Source organism: Chryseobacterium sp. HNCC26DJ239 (assembly GCF_057180445.1).
This window is the reverse complement of record NZ_JBXUGJ010000001.1, coordinates 629,623-653,412: the sequence shown is the minus strand read 5'-3', so window position 1 is coordinate 653,412 and position 23,790 is coordinate 629,623. Positions and strand designations below refer to the sequence as shown.

Sequence of the window (23,790 nt, the reverse complement as noted above, 5' to 3'; positions counted from 1 at the left end):
AATGTCAGTGATATTTCCTATAAAATTCTAAAGGAAACAGATTTTCTTAAGGATAATAAGGTGATTTTTTTTAACACAAACACGGAGAAAAGAAATATATCTGATTATATAGTTAAATTAAAAATAAAAAATGTGATTATTGATACGACCAACGTTAATCATATCTCCGAGAAAGTGACCAACGAAATCATTGAATCTAAAATAAAAGGAGTAAAGGTTTTTGATGCACAAAATTTCTACGAATTAGTCAGCAAACGAATTCCGTTGGTAAAGTTTTCCTCTAACGAATATTTAGCAGACGATGTTTTTACGATTGGGTTAGGTGATGATGATATTTTTTTCAAGAGAGTTTTTGATATTTTAGTTAGCTTACTTCTTCTCCCGATAACACTTCCGCTTATTGCTTTTGGAGCAATGCTTATTTTCTTTAGTTCTCCGGGCAATGTTTTTTTTACTCAGATGCGTGTCGGGAAAAACTCGGTTCCGTTCAGAATTTTTAAATTAAGAACGATGACGAAGAGGCATGATGGTGATTTTACCACAAGAAATGACCACCGTTTACTGAAAGTGGGTAGGTTTTTACGAAAAACAAAAATAGACGAACTTCCACAACTTTTTAATGTACTTAATGGTTCCATGAGTTTGATTGGACCAAGACCTGAAAGACAAAAGTTTGTACAAGAATCAATAAAAGACAACGCTTATTTTGATTTGAGACACCTTGTAAAACCCGGAATTAGCGGTTGGGCACAAGTACATCTTCCAAAGGCAACACCAAGAGAAAATCTTAAAAAACTAGAATACGATCTTTATTATATTAAAAACTACAGCTTAAAACTAGACTTGTTAATATTTTTTAAAACAATAAAAGTTGTTTTTACACTCAACAGTCATTAATTTTGCGCTATGAAAATAAAAGAAACTCCCTTAAAGGATTGTTACATTATAGAACCAACCGTTTTTGAAGACGACAGAGGTTACTTTTTCGAAAAATACAACGAAGCAAAGTTCGAAGAATTGACAGGTATGAACGGTCATTTCGTACAAGACAATATTTCTAAATCTTCTTATGGCGTTTTAAGAGGACTTCATTTACAGAAAGGAGAACATGCACAAGCTAAATTAGTTTCTTGTCTTGAAGGGAAAGTTTGGGATGTTGCAGTAGATTTAAGAGAACATTCGCCAACTTTCGGAAAATGGTTTGGAATTGAATTGACTGCTGAAAATAAGCTTCAATTGTATGTTCCGAGAGGTTTTGGACACGGTTTTTCTGTATTAAGCGAAACCGCAGTTTTTTCTTACAAATGCGACAATTTTTACAATAAAGAATCCGAAGGAGCTGTAAAATTTGATGATGCCGATTTAAATATCGACTGGAAAATTTCATCAGAAGAAGCTGTTCTTTCAGAAAAAGATAAAAACGCACCTTCTTTTAAGGATAAAAACTTTTAAATTATATTCAATTATTTTTGATTTAAAATACTGAAAACCACTTCATAAAAGTGGTTTTGTTTTTTTATGAATCCCTCTTTAATATTTTGTATCTTTGCACCCTGAAAAATAGAAAGATGCGTACAAAATCAACAGGGAAGAAAAAGATTAATGTGGTAACTCTAGGTTGCTCAAAGAATGTGTATGATTCTGAGGTACTTATGAGCCAACTAAAAGCAAACGGAAAAGAAGTAGTGCACGAAGATCGCGGCGACATCGTGGTAATCAACACTTGCGGATTTATCGATAATGCTAAAGAAGAATCCATTAACACTATTCTAGATTACGTTGAAGCAAAAAACAGAGGCGAAGTAGAAAAAGTTTTTGTTACCGGCTGTCTTTCAGAAAGATATAAGCCAGATTTGGTGAAAGAAATTCCGGATGTAGACCAGTATTTTGGGACGAGAGATTTGCCAATTTTGTTGAAGCATCTAGGAGCAGATTATAAGCATGAATTGGTAGGCGAAAGATTGACAACTACACCAAAACATTATGCTTATTTAAAAATTTCAGAAGGTTGCGACAGACCTTGTTCTTTCTGTGCAATTCCTTTAATGAGAGGTGGTCACGTTTCTACACCAATCGAAAAATTGGTTTCTGAAGCGGCAAAATTAGCCAAAAAAGGAACTAAAGAATTGATTCTTATCGCGCAAGATTTAACGTATTACGGTTTAGATATTTATAAAAAACGTGCTTTAGGAGAGCTTTTAAAAGAGTTGGTAAAAGTAGAAGGAATTGAATGGATCAGGCTTCATTACGCCTTCCCAAGTGGTTTTCCAGAAGATGTTTTAGATATTATAAGAGAAGAACCAAAGGTTTGTAATTATATTGATATTCCTTTACAACACATCAATTCAGATTTGTTGAAATCGATGAAGAGAGGGACAACGCATGAGAAAACCAATGCGCTTTTAGATAAATTCAGAGAGAAAGTTCCGGATATGGCAATTAGAACGACTTTAATTGTTGGTTATCCTGGAGAAACTGAAGAGCGTTTCCAAGAGCTTAAAGAATGGGTAAGAACTCAGAGATTTGATCGTTTGGGATGTTTTACATATTCTCATGAAGAAAATACTGGAGCTTATGTTTTGGAAGATGATGTTCCGCAAGAAGTGAAAGAGGCGAGAGTAGAGGAGATTATGGAACTGCAGTCTCAAATTTCTTGGGAAAAAAACCAAGAAAAGATTGGGCAAACTTTCAGATGTGTTTTTGATCGTAAAGAAGGTAATTATTTTATCGGAAGAACAGAGTACGATTCGCCAGATGTAGATAATACGGTTTTAGTTTCAGCAGAAGACACGTATATTTCTATCGGTGATTTTGCTGATGTGAAAATTACTTCAGCAGAAGAATTTGATTTGTACGGAGAACTTGTTTAAGTTTCAATATATAATTATAGAAAACCAATGCTTTTTTAAGTGTTGGTTTTTTATTTAATAAAATTCTTTAAAATACTGATTATTAAAGGTTTTTTTGATGGTTTTGAAACTTGTTATGCTGTAATTAGTTAAATTAGTTAACTTTTTAGCTTTATTTTTAACACTATTTAACATTCTTTGTCAGAATGCTATTGAAAAGCGATTTTTGATGGTTTTTAACTTTTCATTAAGATTTCATTAACTATCGTTAAGAAAAAAAATAGGTGGGTAATATTTGTCCCTTTATTTTTGCCCTGTCAATAACCCAAAAAATTTCAAAGTGATGAAAAGATTTATTCTTGTAATCATAATGATGATTTCTACATTTGGCGCTTATTCATTTACAATGAATTCGGCAGAAGGTAAGAAAACAAGTTATGCATCGTATTACCACGATAAGTTTAATGGTAAAAAAACAGCAAGCGGAGAGATATTTGATAATGACAAATTCACCGCAGCAAACAGAACGCTTCCTTTCGGGACGATGGTAAAAGTTACCAATCTGAACAACGGGAAAGAAGTAATTGTAAAGATCAACGATAGAGGTCCTTTTCATTCTTCAAGAGCTTTAGATATGTCTAAAGCAGCGTTCGATGAAATTGGTGATCTTTCACACGGAAGAATCCCAATTGAATATGAAGTTGTAGAAGTCGAGCAATAATAGACTTATAATTAAATGGTAAAGCCAACTGCACGCAGTTGGCTTTTTTATTTGGCTTTCTAATTTTTATAAATTGAATTCTAAAAGAGCGGGGCAGTGATCAGAATGCACCGCTTCCTTTAAAATAACCGCTCTTGAAAGTTTGTCTTTAAGCGAATAAGAAGCGAAATTATAATCTAATCTCCAACCTTTATTATTGGCTCTTGCGTTTTGTCTGTAGCTCCACCAAGTATAATTATCAGGCTCATTATTAAAAAGTCTGAAACTGTCGATCAACTCACATTCATTAATGAAATTAGTCATCCATTCTCTTTCCATGGGTAAAAATCCGGAAGTGTTTTTCAAACCAACTGGGTTATGAATGTCGATGGCTTCGTGGCAAATATTAAAATCTCCAGAAATAATCAGATTCGGAATTGTTTTCTTTAGATTTTTGATGTAGTCTAAAAAATCATGGCAAAACTGCATTTTAAAGTCGAGTCTTTCAATATTCGAAGCTGATGGGACGTAAACTGAAATTGCAGAAAAACCATCGTAATCGGCACGAATAATTCTGCCTTCATTGTCATAGCTTTCAATTCCGCAACCGTATTCTACGTGGTTAGGTTTTATTTTTGAAGCAATTCCGACACCGCTGTATCCTTTTTTCTGCGCAGAATGCCAAAAACTGTGATAACCTAGTTTTTCTAAACTTTCAATATCGATTTGATCATTTCCAGCCTTACTTTCCTGAATGCAAATAATATCCGGATCTGCAGACTTTAACCAACCTAAAAAATCTTTCGTAAAAGCGGCTCTAATTCCGTTAACGTTATATGTAATTAATCTCAAAATTTTAATTTTTTCAAAAATACAAAATGAAAATTAGTTTTAAATCAGAAACATATTTACAGTAAATATTGTTTTCCATGACAAGAAATTTTTTTTGGGTGAAAAAATAAAAAGTACAAGTCACAAAAATTAGAATTTTCTTCATTATCTTAGCAGCATCACTTAAAAAATAATAGCTTTTAAGGTAAGAGCGAAAGGTGAAATGATTGTTAACTATAAATATTATAATGTTGAATTTTTTTTGGAAGGTAAAGTGTTTTGTAGTTGTGTTTTTATTTTGTTTTGTAAAAGTTTTTTCTCAAACGCCTATTGAGAAATGTAAATTACCGCAATCACATTTTGAAAACATTTATGCTGTAACAGCAGAAGATGTAAAATGTCTGGCTAAAAATTCTGAACAACCTAATACTCTGTTTTTTACTTTTGCGAGTTGGTGCAAACCTTGTATCTACCATATTCCAACTTTCTTTTTAATAGAGAAGTTTTACAAAACAGATAATTATGTTTTGTTGGTTGATCCAGAAGATCATCAATTTATAGAAAAAGGAAGAGATATGGTTTTAGAGGCTTATCCTCATGCCAAAATTCTTGTGATTAAAGATATAAAAGGTAGGGGAAGAACAAAGAAATATAAAGAATTTCTTACGGCGATAACTCCTGCAAAATTTGAGAATATCGACGATATGTCAAAATATATTGTACTGAACCAACAAGGAGAAGTAGAGTTGGTAACGAACTATAAAGACTCCGAAAATGATCCGGATTGGAAAAGTGATAAACCTATGGTTAAAAGAATTGTTTTGCCTTTGCTACAGAAAAAAGAAACGCAAACAAACGAATAAAGTTAATAGTAAACATCCAAAAAACTAAAGCCCACAAATTATTGAGCAGCTTTTATTCAATAAGTATAAATAAATTCAAGCTTAAGCGACTCGTTCACTATCTTTTGCTCACTAAAGTAAAAGATTTAAAAATAATCTTTGCGATAAAAATAATGTAAAACAGTTTCGGGCGGAAAAAATCGAAGATTTTTTCCGCCCGAAACATTATAATATAATTTACCTGAGATTGTTTAAGCAAACAAAAACAATCTGCTATTTAGGCTCCAAAACACTGATCGGAATAATACATTCTTCCAAAGAAATTCCTCCGTGTTGATACGTTTCTTTATAGTAATTTACAAAGTGATTGTAATTTTTAGGATACGCTAAAAAGATATTATTTTTCGCAAAAATATATTTCGAGCTTAGATTTCCTTTTGGTAAAAATAGTTTTTCAGGGTTTGTAACCGCCCAAACATCGCTGTTTTCGTAGGTTAAACTTTTTCCGGTTTTGTATCTAATGTTGGTAGAAGTTTCTCTGTCTCCTACAACACGGCTTGGTTTTTTTACGTAAACCGTTCCGTGATCGGTGGTGATAACTAGCTTGAAACCATTTTCAGCAGCAGTTTTAATAATTTTTATCAAAGAAGAATTTTCAAACCAGTTTAAAGTAAGCGAACGGAAAGTTTTGTCGTCTCTAATTAATTGGTCTACAATATGATTGTCGGTTTTTGCGTGAGAAAGAATATCGATAAAGTTGTACACAATCACCAATAAGTCATTGTTTTTGTGTTGGTTAAAATCATCATAGATTTTTCTTTCAAAATCGGCGTTCAGAATCTTCAAGTATTTCATGGATTTCGAGCTTAAACCAATTCTTTTCATTTGGTCTTCTAGGAAATCTCTTTCAAACTCGTTTTTGTTGCCTTCTTCATTATCATTAAACCATTTGTCTGGGAAACGTTTTTCAATTTCTGAAGGCATCAAACCTGCAAAAAAAGAATTTCTCGCATATTGCGTTGCTGTTGGTAAAATACTGTAATAATAATCTTCAGAAACTTTGTTGTAAAACTTGGTGAAAAGTGGCTCAATTACTTTCCATTGATCGTATCGGAGATTATCAATCATTAGAAGTAAAACTTTGTCTTTTTCTATTTCTGGCTTTACCTTGTCTTTGAACAAAGTATGGCTCATCATTGGTTTTTCACTTCCTTGAAGCCAATCTTCGTAGTTGTTCTCGATAAATTTTGCAAACTGAATATTCGCTTCCTCTTTTTGAGATTGAAGAAGGTCTGCAAATTCATTGTCTGCTACTTTATCAAATTTTATTTCCCAGTTTAGGATTTTTTTATAGTATTCTGCCCAGTCTTGGTAGGTTCTTAGGTAAGACAGTTCCATAGAAAGGTTTCTGAATTCCTGTTGATATTGCAAAATTGTCTTTTGCTCAACAAGATCATCCTGTTGCAGATTTTTCTTTAATGAAAGTAGAATTTGATTAGGGTTTACCGGTTTTAAAATATAATCTGCAATCTGAGAGCCAATGGCTTCTTCCATAATGTGTTCTTCCTCGCTTTTGGTTACCATTACGATTTTTAGAGAGCTGTCTTTGTCTTTAATCATCGGGATGGCCTCAAGACCGGAAATTCCAGGCATGTTTTCGTCAATTAATGTGAGCGCAAATTTCTCTGAATCCATAAGTTCCAAAGCTTCGTTCACATTATTTACAGGAGTTACATGGTAACCTTTTTTTTCTAAAAATACGATATGAGGTTTTAGTAAATCTATTTCATCATCGATCCATAATATCTTGTCTGACATGTTTGCATTTATTTTTTGTATGGTTATTTCATCAAAACTTCGACCAAGTTATTGTAATTTCTGCCAAAGTTTTTTAGATTTCAGTTAAATCTAAGTTAAAGCGAAATTTTTTTCTCTTTACATTATAATTCGATATGAAATTAAAACAAATAAAGCGTACTCAAAAGTTTTTTGAAGAATATTTCTGAGATTTCTTTCTAATTTAAACTCAACTAAGATATAATGAAGTATTTTTGCAACGACCAGTATTTAATGTATGCAGAATAAGCTTAAAATCATCAACGATCCCGTTCATGGGTTTATAAAAATTCCTCACGAAATTCTTTTCGATATTATTGAGCATCCTTATTTTCAACGTTTGAGGAGAATTGGGCAAACCGGACTTTTAAATTTAATTTTTCCAGGAGCAACGCATACTAGATTTCATCACGCTATTGGTGCGATGCACTTGATGTTTACAGCGATAGAAACGTTGAAGCAAAAAGGAGTATCTATTTCTTTGGAAGAAGAAAAAGCGGCAATGTTGGCAATTTTAATGCACGATATTGGTCATGGCCCATTTTCTCATGCTTTAGAAAGTATGTTGATGGACGATTGGCATCACGAAAATCTTTCATTATTATTAATGAATCGTCTGAATGATGAGTTTAACGGAGAATTAACTTTAGCATTACAGATGTTTCAAGGGAAATACCATAGGAAATTTTTCAACCAATTAATTTCTTCTCAGCTTGATGTTGATCGTTTAGATTATTTAAAGAGAGATAGTTTCTTCACAGGGGTTTCCGAAGGAAACATCAATACAGAAAGAATTGTTTCTATGATGAATGTTTGTGAAGAAGGCGAATTGGTGATCGATGCTAAAGGAATTTATTCCATAGAAAACTTTCTTACGGCAAGAATGTTTATGTATTGGCAGGTCTATTATCACAAAACATCTGCTTTAGCAGAGTTTCTTCTTGTGAAGATTTTGGAGCGTGCAAAATATGTAATCTCGCAAGGAATAGATCTTCCTGCCACAGAAAACTTGCGATATTTTCTTTACAGAGGAAAAAGTGAAGCTACAGACGAAGATATTCTACGTTTTACTCAGTTAGACGATAACGACATCATTCAGGCAATGAAGTTATGGCAAAATTCGGAAGATTTTATCTTGAGTTATTTCTGTAAATGTGTAATTCAGAGAAATTTACCGAAAACAATTATTTCCTCACAGCCTTTCGATGCATCTTTTATTGAAGAAAAAATAAAAAATACAAACGATTTTTTCGGAATCAATAACGGAGGTGATCTTGTGCACGAAATTACACGCAAGCTTCTTCCTTATGATACAGAAAAACAACCCATTAATCTTTTACAGAAAAATGGCAAGAAAATAAGGCTAGATCAATCTCAGGATCAGCTTTTGTCTGGTTTGTTGAATACAAAAACCAAGAGGTTTATACTTACTTTTCCCAGAGAAGTTTCTGATCTGAAGTCTTAAATATTATTAAAATTTAACATCAGAAAATCAATTTTTGTTTGCGAATTACAGAATTTCTTATCTTTGCAGAATATGGAATTTACAGCTTCGCAAATTGCAAGTTTTATTAACGGAAAAATCATTGGTGATGAAAACGCTTTAATTACAGGCGTTTCACCCATAGAAAACGGCGAATCAGGGCATTTATCTTTTATTGCTCAGGATCGTTTTTCTATGTATCTCGATACTTCAAAATGTTCGGTTATCATTGTATCCGAGCATCTTCTTAATGAAAAAACTTACCAACCTACCTTAATTGTTGTTAAAGATGCTTATCTTTCTTTTCAGGTTCTGATGAATTTGTATCAGGAAATGAGAGGAAGAAAAGAGGGGATTGAAGAAGGTTCTTCAATTCACGAATCTGCTGTTTTAGGACAGAATGTTTACGTGGGTGCTTTCACTTACGTATCTGAAAAAGCAAAAATTGGCGACGGTACTCAGATTTATCCGCAAGTTTACATCGGCAAAGGTGTAAAAATTGGAAAAAATTGTAAAATCGACAGTGGCGCAAGAATCTACGATTATTGTGTGATTGGGAATAATTGTATCATTCATTCTAATACGGTAATTGGTGGTGATGGTTTTGGTTTCCAACCTACTCCAGAAGGTTTTAAGAAGATTCCTCAACTAGGAAATGTAATTATTGAAGATGATGTAGAAATTGGTTCAAACTGTAGTATAGATAGAGCTACAATTGGTTCTACCGTTATTGGACAAGGAACGAAAATCGACAATCTAATACAGATTGCACACAACGTAAAAATTGGTAAAAACAATGTAATTGCAGCGCAGGCTGGGATTGCAGGTTCTACAACCATTGGAGACTGGAACCAAATCGGTGGGCAAGTAGGAATTGTAGGACATATAAAAATAGGAAGCCAAGTGAAAATTCAGGCACAAAGTGGGGTAAACTCTAGTGTGAATGATAAAGAAACTTTGTATGGCTCTCCTGCGATCAGTTATAATGACTATCTAAGAAGTTACGTACATTTCAGAAATTTACCTGAAATGGCTAAAAGAATAAATAATCTTGAGAATACCTCAAAAGATAATACTAATGAGTGATATGCAAAAAACGCTCCAGCAAGAAGTTACTCTTTCTGGAATTGGCCTTCATACCGGTAGAGAAGTAAAACTTACCATTAAACCAGCTAAAGAAAATACAGGATTTGTATTTGTAAGAACCGATTTAGAGGGGCATCCTCAAGTTGAAGCTGATGTAAACTACGTTGTGGCTACAGAACGTGGTACAACTTTAGAAAAGTTAGGCGTTAAAATCAATACTTGCGAGCACCTTTTGGCTGCTTTGGTAGGTTGCGATATAGATAATGCTCTTTTGGAAATGGATGCTTCTGAACCACCAATTTTAGATGGGTCTTCAAAGTTTTTTGTAGAAGCTATTGAAAGTGTTGGTGTTGTAGAGCAAAATATTGCAAGAGAATATCTTGTTGTAAAAGAAGTACTTAGCTACAGCGATCCTGCCACAGGTTCTGAAATTACCATTATTCCTTCAGATACTTACGAAATTACAACAATGGTAGATTTTGGAACTAAAGTTTTAGGAACTCAAAATGCTACGCTAAAAAATATTTCAGAATTTAAAGAAGAAATTTCTTCAGCAAGAACATTCAGCTTTTTGCATGAATTAGAAATGCTTTTAGATCACGGTTTAATTAAAGGTGGTGATATTTCTAACGCCATCGTTTATGTAGACAAAGATCTTACTCCAGAAACTACTGAAAAGTTGAAAAAAGCTTTCGGAAAAGACAATGTTTCAATCAGACCAAACGGAATTTTAGATAATTTAAATCTAAACTATCCAAATGAAGCTGCAAGACACAAATTGTTGGATGTAATTGGAGACTTAGCTTTAACAGGAGTTAAAATTAAAGGAAAAGTTATTGCAAACAAGCCAGGTCACTTCGTGAATACTCAGTTTGCTAAAAAACTTAACCGCCAATGGAAACTTCAGAAAAAGAAAAACGTTCCTGAGTTCGATTTAACAAAAGAGCCTGTTTATGACATCAACGGAATTATGCGTTTGATGCCACACAGACCTCCATTTTTGTTGATTGATAAAATTTTGGAACTTTCAGATTCTCACGTTGTAGGTTTGAAAAATGTAACGATGAATGAGCCTTTCTTCGTGGGTCACTTCCCGAAAGAACCAGTAATGCCTGGAGTTCTTCAGGTTGAAGCTTTGGCACAAACAGGAGGTATTCTTGTATTAGCAAGCGTTCCGGACCCAGAAAATTATTCTACTTATTTCATTAAAATAGATAAAGTAAAATTCAAAAGAAAAGTTGTTCCAGGAGATACAATTATTTTCAAAATTGAATTGATAGAACCTATCAGAAGAGGTATCGTACACATGCAAGGATACGGATATGTGGGAGATACTGTTGCGGTAGAAGCAGAATTAATGGCTCAGGTAGCAAAAAATAAAGTTGACTAAATGATTCACCAGTTAGCAGCCGTTGATAAACGTGCAAAAATCAGTAAAAACGTAATTGTAGAGCCTTTTACAACTATTGCAGGAGATGTAGAGATAGGAGAGGGAACTTGGATTGGGCCAAACGTTACAATTATGGATGGGGCGAGAATCGGTAAAAACTGTAGAATTTTTCCGGGAACGGTAATTTCAGCTATTCCTCAGGATTTAAAATTCGACGGCGAAGACACGCAAACCATCATTGGAGACGATACCACGATTAGAGAATGTGTTACGGTAAACAGAGGAACTAAAGCTTTGGGATTCACCAAAATTGGTTCAAACTGTTTAATTATGGCGACTTCTCACATTGCACACGACTGTGTAATCGGGGATCACGTAATTATTGTAAACGGTTGCGGAATCGCAGGACATGTGGAAATCGGAGATTACACCGTAATGGGAGGTTTATCTGCTGTACATCAATTTGGTAAAATCGGAAAACATGTGATGATTTCTGGTGGTACTTTGGTGAGAAAAGATATTCCGCCTTATGTAAAAGTGGCGAGAGAGCCAATGTCTTATGCGGGAATAAACTCTGTTGGTTTAAGAAGAAGAGGTTTTACGAATGAGAAAATCTTCGAAATTCAAAAAATCTACAGAGCAATTTTTCAAATGAAAATGAATGTTTCTCAGGCAATTACGCATATCGAAAAAGAAATGCTTCCAACTGCTGAAAGAGACGAAATTTTACAGTTTATTCAAAATTCACCAAGAGGTATCGTAAAAGGATACGGAACTGGAAAAGAATAATAAAAAAATAGCAATATGAAAAAATTGGTTTTTGTTTTTACGGTATTTTCAGCTTTCGTTTATGGTCAGCAAAAAAGAAATTTAGACTGGTCTACAAAAGATTCTGTAGCGGTAAAAAATGTGAATTCAATTTTGGATTATTCTAAAAAATCATATTCAAACCTAAAATCTGATGTAAAAAACTCATCTGCGATGAACAAAAATTTAAATCAGCTTTTGGTAAATACCATCAATTTTAACACGGTTGTTAATGGTCAATATGTAACTTCTGTAGAAGCAGGAACATTTACCAAACCAAGAATTGATGCAGTAGACAGAGCCGGAAGAATGCTAATGAGCATCCCGGTGTACAAATCAAAATAAAAAAATAATATAAAGAATTAATGGCAACAAGCAACGATATCAAGAAAGGTCTGTGCATCGAGTACAGCAACGATATTTTTAAAGTAATCGAATTCCTTCACGTAAAACCAGGTAAAGGTCCTGCTTTCGTAAGAACAAAACTAAAATCTGTAACAAACGGTAAGGTAATCGACAATACTTTCTCTGCAGGTCACAAAATCGACGAAGTAAAGGTAATCACAAGAAAATTTCAATATCTTTATGATGAAGAGAACGGTTTCCACTTTATGAATAACGACGATTTCTCTCAGTTGTATTTAAACAAAGAAATGATTGAAAACTCTAACCTAATGAAAGCAGGTGAAGAAGTTACCATCATTTTGAAAGAGATTGATGAGACTCCACTTTCGGCAGAACTTCCAGCTTCTGTTTACCTAGAAGTAGTAGAAGCAGATCCAGGAGTAAAAGGAAATACTGCAACCAACGCTCTTAAAAATGCAATCGTAGAAACAGGTGCAAGAGTAATGGTTCCTTTGTTCATCGAGCCAGGAGACAAAATCAAAGTAAGCACAGAAGATGGTTCTTACTTAGAAAGAGTAAAAGAATAATTATTCAGAATAATAGAAAGCTGAAAGCTAATAACTTTCAGCTTTTGTTTTTTTTGGACAGTTTTATCTACCTATAATTGAACACATTCTTGGTGTTTTTTTGTGTTCGTATCAATTATCATTTATCGCTCATTAATTATAAATTATGACGTTTCATCAACCACAACAATTAAAAACCATCGCCGAAATTATCGGAGCAAAATTTGTAGGAGCCGAAGATTTTGAAGTCTTAGGAACTAATGAAATTCACCGAGTAAAAGCTGGCGAAATTGTTTTCGTAAATCATCCAAAATATTACGATAAAGCTTTAAACTCTGCTGCGACCATTATTCTTATTGATAAAGAAGTAGAATGTCCCGAAGGAAAAGCCCTTTTAATTTCTGAAGACCCCTTCAGAGATTTTAATAAAATCAATACCCACTTTACGAGAATTTATAACTTCACAGAGACACTTCATGATGTGGAAATTGGTGAAGGAACGAAAATTCATCCATCCGCAGTTATCGGAAACAATGTGACGATTGGGAAAAACACATTAATTTTTCCAAACGTGGTAATTGGCGATAGAACTGTAATTGGCGATAATGTAATCATTCAATCCAATACCGTTTTAGGAGGCGATGCTTTTTATTATAGAAAATTAAATGGAAACTTCGACCGACTTATTTCCGTAGGAAACGTTATCATCGAAAACAATGTAGAAATTGGAAACGGTTGTACTATTGATAGAGGCGTTACAGATTCTACCATTATTGGAGAAGGTTCGGTTTTAGATAATCAAATTCAGATTGGGCACGATACCGTGATTGGTAAAAAATGCTTGATAGCTTCACAAGTTGGCGTTGCAGGGTGCTGCATTATTGGGGATGAAGTTACTTTGTGGGGACAAGTAGGGATCGCTTCAGGTAATAATATCGAGACTGGCTCGGTAATTTTGGGCAAAACGGGTGTCAATAGAGACCTCGAAAAAGGTACTTATATTGGGATGTTTGCAGAAGATTACAAAACCTATCTAAAAAAAGAAGTGAAGCTGAGAAATCTCAAATAAACAAATTCTTTAGATTTAGCTTTAATCAAAGAAATTTAATTAAATTTGTGAGCAATATAAATAAAAAAATAAATTTAAATAATAAATAAAATGTCAATTTTAGTAAACAAAGATTCTAAAGTAATTGTACAAGGTTTTACAGGGAACGAAGGTACTTTCCACGCAAGCCAAATGATTGAATATGGAACCAACGTTGTTGGTGGTGTTACTCCAGGAAAAGGAGGAAGCGAGCATTTAGGTAAGCCTGTATTTAATACTGTAGCAGACGCTGTAGAAAAAGCTGGAGCAAACGTAAGTATTATTTTCGTACCACCTGCATTTGCTGCAGACGCAATCATGGAAGCTGCAGAAGCTGGGATTAAAGTAATTGTATGTATTACAGAAGGAATTCCTGTTGCTGATATGGTAAAAGTAAAATCTTACATCGCAGACAGAGATTGCAGATTGATCGGGCCAAACTGCCCAGGAATCATCACTTCTGAAGAAGCTAAAATTGGTATTATGCCTGGTTTCGTTTTCAAAAAAGGAAAAGTAGGGATTGTTTCTAAGTCTGGTACTTTAACTTACGAAGCTGCTGATCAGGTTGTAAGAGCTGGTTACGGTATTTCTACAGCTATCGGTATTGGTGGAGACCCAATTATCGGAACTACAACTAAAGAAGCTTTAGAATTATTCATCAACGATCCAGAAACTGAAGCGGTTGTAATGATCGGAGAAATCGGTGGTGGTCTTGAAGCTGAAGCTGCAAGATGGTACAGTGCAAGTGGTTCTACTAAGCCAGTTGTAGGTTTCATCGCTGGGCAAACTGCTCCTAAAGGAAGAACAATGGGTCACGCAGGTGCTATTGTTGGTGGTGCTGAAGATACAGCTCAAGCTAAAATGGAGATCATGAGAGAAAACGGAATCAACGTTGTAGATTCTCCTGCTGAAATTGGCGCTACTATTGCGAAAATTTTAGGATAATAAACAAATTGATATGAAAAAAATTTTATTAACATCAGCTTTAGCTTTTTCCCTCCTAGCTTCAGCTCAGATCGACCTAAGAAACACGAGGTACGGTCTTACGGCAGGCGCCAATTACTCTAGGGTAAAAAATGCGCATAATCCTTCTGGGCCTAGATTTGCCTTTCAAGGTGGTCTTTTGGCTTTAATTCCGTTAGGAAACTCTAACCAGTTTTTCTTACAGCCGGAAGTAGTGTATTATGGAGCAGGAGAAACAGGAAAAGATAAAAATGCAAAAGGGGCTTCGGGATATAATGCATTGTATGCAAATAATTATATCAGTGTTCCGGTTTCCTTCAAAGGATATTTTTCGGAAGCTGAATCTGAATTTTTTGGATTAATTGGTCCAAGGTTTAATTTTTTATTGAGTCAAAAAGTAAAAAATGTGCCGGTAAGCAGACCTTATTATGATCCAAATGTTACAGATCCTGCGTATCCGAATATCAGTGGGAAAGCGAATAGCTTCAACTTTGCAATTGGTGTAGGTCTTGGGTATAGCTACAAAAGACAACTTGAAATGACTTTGAAATATGATTTTGGTTTATCTAATACATATCCGAAATTAGTAGAAGCTCAAACAAAAGATCCAAATACAGAGAAGAAAAAATCTGAACAGGTTCTTAGTCTTAGTTTAAACTATATCTTTGATTAATTTTTTTTTCAATAAAAATAAAGCCCCGAGATTCTAAAAATCTCGGGGCTTCTTTAATTGTTAGTAGAGTAGATTAATTTTTAATCCACTTCCAGATTTCTTTTAAGCTGGCTTTGTTTCCGTACATCAAAATTCCGACACGGTAAATTTTTCCAGCTACGAAAATCATAAATATTGTGGTTCCTAAAAGCAGTGATATTGAAAGCACAATTTGCCAAACCGGAACGCCAAAAGGAATTCTCGCAATCATCGCCACAGGTGAAGTAAACGGAATAATCGATAACCAAAAACCAAGCGGTCCGTCGGGATTATTCATTACAGTAAAGCTTCCGTACATTCCTAGCATCAACGGAAGTACCGCAAAAATCGTGAATTGCTGCGTTTCGGTTTCATTGTCTACCGCAGAACCAACTGCGGCGTAAATAGAGCTGTAAAACATGTATCCTAAAAGGAAAAAAACAATGAAAACAAAGATGATTAAAGGGAAATTCAGTTCAAGTAAACTGTGAGAAATCTGTGTTCCCATTTCCATAATATCAAATTTGCTTGCAACATCTTGGTCTGCTCCAGGAATGCTTTTTGGCATTGTAGAAAAACCTGTGTTCAAAACCAGTGCTCCAACAACAGACATGCTAATCCAAACGATAAATTGGGTAAGAGCTACCATGGTTACGCCTAGAATTTTACCCATCATCAACTCAAAAGGTTTTACCGAAGAAATGATGATTTCCACAACACGGTTGTTTTTTTCTTCTAAAACACTTCTCATCACACGTACTCCATAAATAATGATAAACATGAAGGTTACGTACATTAAAAGCATACTTAAAACACTTTTTACCCCAAAAGCAAGGTCAGAATCTTCTTTATTGTTTTCAGAAATATTAATGGTTTTTAGAGAGAATTTTTTGTCTAAATCTTCAAGTTGAGAATTTTCGATTCCTAGTTTTTTGATTTTGTCTTTTTTAAGAACTTCATTAATTTCTGAAGCAATCATTTTCTTGGTATCAAAACCAATTTTATTATTGAGAAGCAATTGTGTATTTTGCTCAAAACTGGCATAATCTGAATCTTTTAATTCAGGAATTATTAAAATTCCATCCGTATTTTCGTCGTTTTTTAAAGCGTTAACTTTTTTACTTTCGTCAGATTTTGTGATGAAATTATAGTTGATATTATCGTCCGATTTTAATGCATTTACGAATAAACCACTGTGGTCTACAACATCAATTTTGGTGTGCGTTTCATTGGCTTTAAACATCAAACCGATTACCGCTCCAAAAGCGAGTAGAAGAATGGGCGCCAATAAAGTAAGGACAATAAAAGATTTTTTCTTCACCTGAGTTAAGAATTCTCTTTTAGTAATAAGTATTATATTGTTCATAGAGATTTAAAATGAAATGTTAGATTTGTTGATGATTAATTTTAAATTAAACATCAAATATCATCAATCAATTATTATTAGATACAGCATTAATAAAGACTTCGTTCATGCTAGGTATTTTTTCTTCGAAAGCTCTTACATTTCCTGTTTTTAACACTTCGGAAAGCAATTCGTTTTGAGGAATTTCATTTTTAATATCAAACGAAGTTAAGTTATGTTCGTATTTAAGATTTGAAATATTGTGTTTTTCAGCAAAAAGAGTGAAGTTTTCTTCATTCAAATCTGAAAGCGTTACAGCAAAAATATTTTTCTTAAATTTTTCTCGAACCTCAAAAACTTTTCCGTCAATAATTTTCTTTGAATTGTTGATTAATGCAACAGAATCACACATTTCTTCCACGCTTTCCATTCTGTGGGTAGAAAGAATAATGGTGGTTCCGTTATTTTTCAAATCGATAATTTGGTCTTTAATTAAGTTGGCATTTACCGGGTCGAAACCAGAAAAAGGCTCGTCAAGAATCAAAAGGTTGGGTCTGTGCAAAACTGTCACCACAAATTGGATTTTTTGAGCCATCCCTTTTGAAAGTTCGGTAAGTTTTTTCTTCCACCATTGGTCTATATGAAGTTTTTCAAACCATTTTTTTGCTTCAGAAAGGGCATCGTTTTTAGACATTCCTTTCAATTCTCCGAAGTAAAGAATTTGGTCGCCAATGCTCATATTTTTGTAAAGACCTCGCTCTTCTGGCATATAACCAATGTTTTTGATGTGTGAAGGATTTAGTTTTTCACCATCGATATAAATTTCGCCAGAATCTGCTTTTGTAATTTGATTAATGATTCGGATAAACGAAGTTTTACCAGCTCCGTTTGGACCTAAAAGACCGTAAATACTTCCTGTTGGAACAGAAATACTAAAGTCATTTAAAGCAACTTTTCTTCCGGAATCATACGTTTTTATAATATGCTCAGCTTTTAACATGTGAGTTTTTAAGTATAATTAAATTAGAAGCCGAAAGTTACGGAATAATTGAGAGAGAATAAAGTGCAAAAAAAAATCCTGACGATAATCAGGATTTTTATACTATTGTTTAACAATTTGCGTTACTTTCTGAGTATTGTCACTTAAAATGTAACGAATCATGTACTTACCAGGTTTCAGTCTGTCGATATTAATTTCAGCTCTATTGGTATTGATGTTGTAGCTCGCTACTTGTGTACCCATAATAGAATAGAAAGTTACGTTCTTTATTTTTAAAGAAGCATCTTTCGCTTTCACTACCAAAATGTCTTTCGCCGGATTTGGGTATGCAGTCAAAACTCCATCATCAGATTTTTGAGATACAGAATTAGGCTCTCTTAATTGTGCTTTCAATTGACTTGAAAACCCTAAAAGACTGCCTGTAAGTAAAATAAAAAATAAAATTTTTCTCATTCAACGGATTTTTGCATATAAACTATAACAAAAGTAGACAATTGTATCTTATTATACAACAGTTTTTTGAATTAGTTATATTAAATTTGCAGAAGTATTTCAAAAAGTATTCCAAAATGATATATTCAAGAAACAGAAGACTGAGAACCAATGAAGCTGTGAGAAGTCTTGTAAGAGAAAGTAGCCTGTCTGTGAGCGACTTGGTAATGCCAATTTTTGTAATGGAAGGCGAAAATAAAGAAGAACCTATTGCTTCTATGCCGGGAATTTTCAGAAGAAGTATTGATCTTACCGTGAAGGAATGTAAAGAACTGTATTCTTTAGGTGTAAAAGCGGTAAACCTTTATATGAAAGTTTCTGAACATTTAAAAGACAATACAGGAAAAGAAGCTTGGAACCCAAATGGATTAATGCAAAATACCATTAAAGCAATTAAAGATGCTGTTCCAGGAATGGTGGTAATGCCCGATGTAGCTTTAGACCCTTACTCAATTTACGGTCACGACGGAATTATTGAAAACGGAAAAATCGCCAATGACGCAACGAATTTAGCTTTAGCCAAAATGTCAGTTTCTCATGCAGAAGCGGGAGCAGATATTGTGGCACCAAGCGATATGATGGATGGGAGAGTTTTAGCAATTAGAGAAGCTTTGGAAGAAAATGGTTTTCATGATGTTGGAATTTTAAGTTATGCCGCAAAATATGCAAGTTCTTTTTACGGGCCATTCAGAAGTGCTTTAGATAGCGCTCCGAAAGAACTTGGTGAGATTCCGAAGGATAAAAAAACGTATCAAATGGATTTTCATAATTCTCGCGAAGCTTTGAATGAAGTTTTCAAGGATGTAGAAGAAGGTGCAGATATTATTATGATTAAACCAGGTCTTCCGTATTTGGATATTGTTGCTAAAGTACGTGAAGCTATCGACATTCCTATCGCAGTTTACAACGTAAGTGGTGAATATGCGATGGTAAAAGCTGCCGCACAAAATGGCTGGTTAGACAATGATAAAACCATTATCGAAAGTCTTACTTGCTTTAAAAGAGCCGGCGCAGATATGATTTTTACTTATTTTGCTAAAGAAGCAGCCTTGCTTTTACAGAAATAAAATATAAAAACAGCAACTTCGAAATGAGGTTGCTGTTTTGTTTTTTTAACAATAAATCATAAAAAAGACGGCTTAACAAATGTTAATTTATGATTTTTTTTAAATTTATTTAGCTTTTTCAGCATGTTTTTTGTTGTAATTTTTACGTAACAAAAAACACAAATGAGAAAACAATTACTACTATTTTTATTATTAGGATTTACTTTTTTTCAGTCGCAAATTTTCGTAACAGTGAATGGAGCTGGAAATGGTTCCGGTAGTTCATGGGGAAATGCATCAACATTACAAAATGCTGTTTCTTCGGCGAATTCAAACTCACAACTTTGGATTAAAAAAGGAGTTTATAATGTGAGTAGCACATTAGCAGTTGCGATCGGAGTATCAAATTTAAAATTATACGGAGGTTTTTTTGGGAATGAAACCGCATTATCACAAAGAAATTATCTTACCAATCTTACCATTTTAGATGGCCAAACAACTACCCAAATATTAATTATTCGGGGCGCTTCTGTTGAGGTGAATGGTATTACGTTTAGGAACGGGTTTGTTACAGGAACAATTGTCGGAGGGACTAATCCCAATAGTGGTGGAGGAGCAATTAGAGTATATGGAGCTTCTTCTGTACTTAAAAATTGTAAATTTTTATCCAATGTTTCTACTTCTGAACGAGGTGCAGGTGCAGTTTTCTTTTGGTATGGCAATAACCATATTGTTGATAATTGTGAGTTTATAAACAATACAGATAATGGTGTGAATGCAGTTGGAGGTGGCGGTGCTATTCACACTTGGGATAATAGTGTGCAAATCATTAATAGTAAGTTTACCAATAATACTTCAATAAATGCTGGTGGTGCTGTTTATGGAAATTTTTATAACCTAGTTATTAGCAATTGTGAATTTGTAAACAATTCTGCTCCAAGTGGTGGAGCAATTTCCGGATCTTTTTTAGGAACACGAATCTCTAATTCTATTTTTAAAACAAACCACGCATCAACGGGTGGAGCATTTAGTAGCAGTGGAACTTCATATATAACGAATTCTTTATTTTATCAAAACTCTGCAACTAATTTTGGTGGAGCGATTTTTAATTCTAGAGAGCTTTCTGTGGCGAATTGTACTTTTGTGGCAAATCAAAATACCGCATTAGCATTTAGTCGATCTGCGACCGATCAGTATACAATACATTCTACGAATATATTTAATTCAATCTTTTATAATAACACAGCAACTAATGGAAGGCTTAAAGATGCAGATTCCGATTACAGTAATGATTTAAGTGATAAAGATTTTAGAAGAAATATTTTCCAAGAAAACACTTTTGGACCCACTAATCTTTTAGCTGTAAATCCTTATTTTCAGAGTTTAGCTACAGGCAATTTTTCAATTCAAAGCATTAGTCCGGCTTATGGTTATGGTAATAATGCTTTGTACAATTTGGTTTCTACAACAACGGTTGGTGCTTCTCATGATTTAGACGGTAATCCTAGATTATTTGGAACCAATATTGATTTAGGTGCTTACGAATTGCAAGAAGCACTATCTGTAAATGAAGTTGTAAAAGAAAAGCTTTCGATATATCCTAATCCTGTAGTAGACCAACTTTACCTTAATGGAATTTTTTCACATGCGAGATACAAAATCTTAGATTTAAGTGGAAAAATTTTATCACAAGGTGAAGTTAAGCACAATAAATTAAGTTTAAAATATCTTCCAAAAGGTATTTATTTAATTCAAATTGAAGATGGAGCCGATGTTTATTCAAAAAAAATAATTAAAAATTAAATTTCCTCAAATCATTTTTTGAAATGGTTTATGATGGCTTAATGCCTTTTCAATTCAAAAAAAAATTATCTTTGTGCCTATGATTTTACGCGGAGAAAACTTAATCAAAGAATACGGCCCGAAGAAAGTTGTAAAAGGCGTTTCTGTACAGGTTCAGCAGGGAGAAATAGTTGGTTTGCTTGGTCCAAACGGAGCCGGTAAAACCACATCGTTTTATATGATTGTTGGTTTGGTTAAGCCTACTTCGGGGAAAATTTTCCTCGATAAACAAGAAATCACCAAAGATGCAATGTATCGTCGTGCCCAAAAAGGGATTGGTTATCTTGCGCAAGAAGCTTCTGTTTTCAGAAAACTTTCGGTTGAAGATAATATCATGGGTGTTTTACAGTTAACCAAGCTTTCGAAAAGAGAACAACAAATGAAATGTGATGAACTTGTAGAAGAATTTTCTCTTCAACACGTTCGCAAAAACCGTGGTGACCTTTTATCTGGAGGTGAAAGACGTAGAACCGAAATTGCAAGATGTTTAGCAACAGACCCAAGTTTTATTTTATTGGATGAGCCTTTTGCGGGAGTTGACCCAATTGCCGTTGAAGATATTCAAAAAATTGTAAGAAGCTTAACCGATAAAAACATCGGGATTCTCATTACCGACCACAACGTACAGCAAACTTTAGCGATTACCAACAAAACCTACATTATGTTTGAAGGAAGAATTTTGAAAGAAGGTCTTCCGGAAGATTTGGCAAACGACCCGCAAGTAAGAGAGGCATATTTAGGTGAAAACTTCGTGTACCAAAGTATTTTTGATAAGCCGAAAAAGAAACATTACGCATACAATATTTGGGCAGGAAATTTTGATTCTAAAAACCAACTACAAAATTTTGTGAACGAAAATTTCTCACAACTTGATAATTTGAGGTTGATGCATGGTTTTGAAGACATCAGTTTTGCATCTTTAGGAAACTCAGAAATACAGCATGTTTTCAATGAAGTGGTAGATAAAAATGTGAACAATTCTTTTGTATTCCAGAAGAAAGAAATCAACTCAATTTATACATTAGAACAAGCTGAAACAGATTCCAAAGCCGCAAGTAAATCTGAACTTCATTATTTAACAACTTACGTTTTTGAGGGATAAAAGTTATGGCTGCGTCTGATTTTTACGAATTATTTAAAGTTGGAACAAAAGTCTTTTTAGATGATGAGCATGGAGTAATTATCGACCTAAAAGGTCATCATGAGTTTTCAACTTTTATTCGATGGGATACCGCGAAAGAAAATGATGTAGAAGATTGGTTTTCGATGTGGGGGTCTTTTTTTGAAGCAGGAGGTAAAATAATTTCAGAAGATCATAAATTTAAATATATTAATGATGATGGCAGCTTGAAAGATGAATTCAAAAGCAAATAAAATACTACAAAACGTATTTTTTTTCTTTGAAAAAAGTACGTTTTTCATTTAAAAATAGTTCAGTTTTTAAGATTAAAGTAAATTTGTGTTGCTATATTGATTAAAGCTTTATTCTCTTTCAATTTTCTGTAAAATGAACGATCATTATCTCAAAAAATTTGACCGCGTAACAGCAATTCTTACTCAGTTACAGTCTAAACCGATTGTGAGAGCACAAGATTTGGCAGAAAAGTTTGAGGTGAGCGTAAGAACCATTTATCGAGATATTAAAACGTTAGAAAATGCAGGAATTCCGATTTTGGGAGAAGCAGGAAGCGGTTATTCTTTGATGGATGGCTACAAACTTCCGCCCGTAATGTTTACGAAAGAAGAAGTTTTAAGTTTTATCACAGCAGAAAAATTAATGCAAAGATTTTCGCACCAAAGTTTAGGAAATCACTATCAAACGGCGATGGAAAAAGTGAGGTCTGTTTTGAAATATTCCGACAGAAATTTGCTTGAAAACATCGAAAAACAAATCGATATTTATAACAATTACCCGAAAACGGAAGATAAAATTAAAAATATTATTCCGACAATTTTAGAAAGTATTGCAGAGAAAGTTCAAATTACCATCGATTATAAAACGGTAAATGAAGAAATTTCAACAAGAACCATTGAAGTTGTGGGTGTTTTTTTTGAATTTAATTACTGGTATCTTATTGCATATTGTACGTTGAGAAAGGATTTTAGACAATTTCGGGTAGACAGAATTTTAAAATTAATGAAAACGCAGAATCCTTTTTTGCAGGAATATGGGCAAATTAGCGATTACAGGAACAATCCAAATGCAAATAAAACCATCGTAAAACTTTTGGTTGATAAGAAAATAATTGGTCATCTTTCCAATTCTAAAATTTATTATGGTTTAACGGAAGAAAAAGAAACGGAAAACGGTGTGGAACTTACTTTTGAAACTGATTGGATTGAAGAAGGTTTTCCTCGTTGGTTGATTACTTTTCTAGACTTTGCCCAAATCATCGAACCTGAATCTTTAAAAATCACAATGAAAGAATTGCTTGAGAAAATTTCAAAAAAAATTAGTTGAAATTTTCACATTTATAAAAAAATAAGAGGCATAATTTTAAAGTATTTGTGTATTTGTGGCAAAAAAAATCCCGCAGATTTATATGAAAATCAACGGGAGGAGTTTTGAAATACTTGTGAATTCGTGGC

23 protein-coding genes and 1 pseudogene are annotated in these 23,790 nt (G+C 33.8%); 19 read left to right on the top strand and 5 right to left on the bottom strand.

The annotated features are described in order from the left end of the window. The first annotated feature begins 132 nt into the window (after positions 1 to 132). The 4 genes from AC2A1D_RS03030 (at position 133) to AC2A1D_RS03015 (ending at position 3,570) form a co-directional block, all read left to right on the top strand. Entirely contained in the window at positions 133 to 897 is a 765-nt protein-coding gene (locus tag AC2A1D_RS03030) for a sugar transferase (protein WP_484042191.1), read from the top strand. Positions 898 to 906: 9 nt separating this feature from the next. After that, positions 907 to 1,452 carry a dTDP-4-dehydrorhamnose 3,5-epimerase gene (gene rfbC / locus AC2A1D_RS03025; RefSeq protein WP_484042190.1) on the top strand — a complete coding sequence of 182 codons (546 nt, stop codon included), beginning with the start codon at positions 907 to 909 and terminating at the stop codon, positions 1,450 to 1,452. 116 nt (positions 1,453 to 1,568) lie between these two features. After that, a complete protein-coding gene (gene rimO, locus AC2A1D_RS03020; protein WP_484042189.1) occupies positions 1,569 to 2,870 on the top strand; it encodes a 30S ribosomal protein S12 methylthiotransferase RimO in 1,302 nt (433 codons plus the stop codon). A gap of 319 nt (positions 2,871 to 3,189) precedes the next feature. Further along, positions 3,190 to 3,570: a septal ring lytic transglycosylase RlpA family protein gene (locus AC2A1D_RS03015; RefSeq protein ID WP_484042188.1), complete on the top strand. Its 381-nt coding sequence runs from the start codon at positions 3,190 to 3,192 to the stop codon at positions 3,568 to 3,570. Between the two features lie 66 nt (positions 3,571 to 3,636). Here the strand turns inward: AC2A1D_RS03015 and AC2A1D_RS03010 are convergent, their stop codons facing one another. After that, complete coding sequence (locus tag AC2A1D_RS03010; RefSeq protein WP_484042187.1) at positions 3,637 to 4,401, bottom strand: exodeoxyribonuclease III; 765 nt, start codon at positions 4,399 to 4,401, stop codon at positions 3,637 to 3,639. Between the two features lie 227 nt (positions 4,402 to 4,628). Between AC2A1D_RS03010 and AC2A1D_RS03005 the strand changes: the two genes are divergently transcribed. Continuing rightward, positions 4,629 to 5,243, top strand: coding sequence for a hypothetical protein (locus AC2A1D_RS03005; protein WP_484042186.1), 615 nt, complete (start codon positions 4,629 to 4,631; stop codon positions 5,241 to 5,243). A 252-nt stretch (positions 5,244 to 5,495) separates the two neighbouring features. Here AC2A1D_RS03005 and porX read toward each other — a convergent pair whose 3' ends face one another. Further along, positions 5,496 to 7,040: a T9SS response regulator signal transducer PorX gene (porX, locus tag AC2A1D_RS03000; RefSeq protein WP_484042185.1), complete on the bottom strand. Its 1,545-nt coding sequence runs from the start codon at positions 7,038 to 7,040 to the stop codon at positions 5,496 to 5,498. Positions 7,041 to 7,296: 256 nt separating this feature from the next. Here porX and AC2A1D_RS02995 point away from each other — a divergent pair, with 256 nt between their 5' ends. The 9 genes from AC2A1D_RS02995 to AC2A1D_RS02955 all read left to right on the top strand — a co-directional run bounded on the left by AC2A1D_RS02995 (position 7,297) and on the right by AC2A1D_RS02955 (position 15,458). Then, positions 7,297 to 8,523: an HD domain-containing protein gene (locus AC2A1D_RS02995; protein ID WP_484042184.1), complete on the top strand. Its 1,227-nt coding sequence runs from the start codon at positions 7,297 to 7,299 to the stop codon at positions 8,521 to 8,523. A 72-nt stretch (positions 8,524 to 8,595) separates the two neighbouring features. Continuing rightward, positions 8,596 to 9,627: a UDP-3-O-(3-hydroxymyristoyl)glucosamine N-acyltransferase gene (gene lpxD / locus AC2A1D_RS02990; RefSeq protein WP_484042183.1), complete on the top strand. Its 1,032-nt coding sequence runs from the start codon at positions 8,596 to 8,598 to the stop codon at positions 9,625 to 9,627. Then, positions 9,620 to 11,017 carry a bifunctional UDP-3-O-[3-hydroxymyristoyl] N-acetylglucosamine deacetylase/3-hydroxyacyl-ACP dehydratase gene (locus AC2A1D_RS02985; protein WP_484042182.1) on the top strand — a complete coding sequence of 466 codons (1,398 nt, stop codon included), beginning with the start codon at positions 9,620 to 9,622 and terminating at the stop codon, positions 11,015 to 11,017. The genes lpxD and AC2A1D_RS02985 overlap by 8 nt, the downstream gene beginning before the upstream one ends. Next, on the top strand, positions 11,018 to 11,806 hold the full coding sequence (lpxA, locus tag AC2A1D_RS02980; protein ID WP_047440774.1) for an acyl-ACP--UDP-N-acetylglucosamine O-acyltransferase: 789 nt from the start codon (positions 11,018 to 11,020) through the stop codon (positions 11,804 to 11,806). A 15-nt stretch (positions 11,807 to 11,821) separates the two neighbouring features. Then, positions 11,822 to 12,169, top strand: coding sequence for a hypothetical protein (locus AC2A1D_RS02975; RefSeq protein ID WP_484042181.1), 348 nt, complete (start codon positions 11,822 to 11,824; stop codon positions 12,167 to 12,169). Positions 12,170 to 12,189: 20 nt separating this feature from the next. Next, positions 12,190 to 12,756, top strand: coding sequence for an elongation factor P (efp, locus tag AC2A1D_RS02970; protein ID WP_484042180.1), 567 nt, complete (start codon positions 12,190 to 12,192; stop codon positions 12,754 to 12,756). Positions 12,757 to 12,901: 145 nt separating this feature from the next. Beyond that, positions 12,902 to 13,804, top strand: a complete 903-nt coding sequence (locus tag AC2A1D_RS02965) for a UDP-3-O-(3-hydroxymyristoyl)glucosamine N-acyltransferase (protein WP_484042179.1) — start codon at positions 12,902 to 12,904, stop codon at positions 13,802 to 13,804. A gap of 90 nt (positions 13,805 to 13,894) precedes the next feature. After that, positions 13,895 to 14,767, top strand: a complete 873-nt coding sequence (sucD, locus tag AC2A1D_RS02960; RefSeq protein WP_484042178.1) for a succinate--CoA ligase subunit alpha — start codon at positions 13,895 to 13,897, stop codon at positions 14,765 to 14,767. A gap of 13 nt (positions 14,768 to 14,780) precedes the next feature. Further along, entirely contained in the window at positions 14,781 to 15,458 is a 678-nt protein-coding gene (locus AC2A1D_RS02955) for a porin family protein (protein ID WP_484042177.1), read from the top strand. Positions 15,459 to 15,531: 73 nt separating this feature from the next. On the opposite strand, the gene AC2A1D_RS02950 is transcribed toward AC2A1D_RS02955, so the two are convergent. The 3 genes from AC2A1D_RS02950 to AC2A1D_RS02940 form a co-directional block, all read right to left on the bottom strand. Next, positions 15,532 to 16,842 (bottom strand): ABC transporter permease, encoded by a 1,311-nt coding sequence (locus AC2A1D_RS02950; RefSeq protein ID WP_484042176.1) that lies wholly within the window; start codon positions 16,840 to 16,842, stop codon positions 15,532 to 15,534. A gap of 67 nt (positions 16,843 to 16,909) precedes the next feature. Further along, the gene (locus AC2A1D_RS02945) at positions 16,910 to 17,821 is read right to left on the bottom strand and encodes an ABC transporter ATP-binding protein (protein WP_484042175.1); all 912 of its coding nucleotides are present in this window, start codon (positions 17,819 to 17,821) and stop codon (positions 16,910 to 16,912) included. A 102-nt stretch (positions 17,822 to 17,923) separates the two neighbouring features. Continuing rightward, a complete protein-coding gene (locus AC2A1D_RS02940; RefSeq protein WP_484042174.1) occupies positions 17,924 to 18,274 on the bottom strand; it encodes a T9SS type A sorting domain-containing protein in 351 nt (116 codons plus the stop codon). Positions 18,275 to 18,390: 116 nt separating this feature from the next. Between AC2A1D_RS02940 and hemB the strand changes: the two genes are divergently transcribed. The 5 genes and pseudogenes from hemB to AC2A1D_RS02915 all read left to right on the top strand — a co-directional run bounded on the left by hemB (position 18,391) and on the right by AC2A1D_RS02915 (position 23,662). Beyond that, the gene (gene hemB / locus AC2A1D_RS02935; RefSeq protein WP_484042173.1) at positions 18,391 to 19,380 is read left to right on the top strand and encodes a porphobilinogen synthase; all 990 of its coding nucleotides are present in this window, start codon (positions 18,391 to 18,393) and stop codon (positions 19,378 to 19,380) included. A 162-nt stretch (positions 19,381 to 19,542) separates the two neighbouring features. Then, on the top strand, positions 19,543 to 21,162 hold the full coding sequence (locus tag AC2A1D_RS02930) for a T9SS type A sorting domain-containing protein (protein ID WP_484042172.1): 1,620 nt from the start codon (positions 19,543 to 19,545) through the stop codon (positions 21,160 to 21,162). A 79-nt stretch (positions 21,163 to 21,241) separates the two neighbouring features. Beyond that, a pseudogene (gene lptB / locus AC2A1D_RS02925) lies at positions 21,242 to 21,967 on the top strand (LPS export ABC transporter ATP-binding protein); the annotation flags it as partial. 341 nt (positions 21,968 to 22,308) lie between these two features. After that, positions 22,309 to 22,575, top strand: a complete 267-nt coding sequence (locus tag AC2A1D_RS02920; RefSeq protein WP_484042171.1) for a hypothetical protein — start codon at positions 22,309 to 22,311, stop codon at positions 22,573 to 22,575. A 133-nt stretch (positions 22,576 to 22,708) separates the two neighbouring features. Then, entirely contained in the window at positions 22,709 to 23,662 is a 954-nt protein-coding gene (locus AC2A1D_RS02915) for a helix-turn-helix transcriptional regulator (protein WP_484042170.1), read from the top strand. Positions 23,663 to 23,790 lie beyond the last annotated feature (128 nt).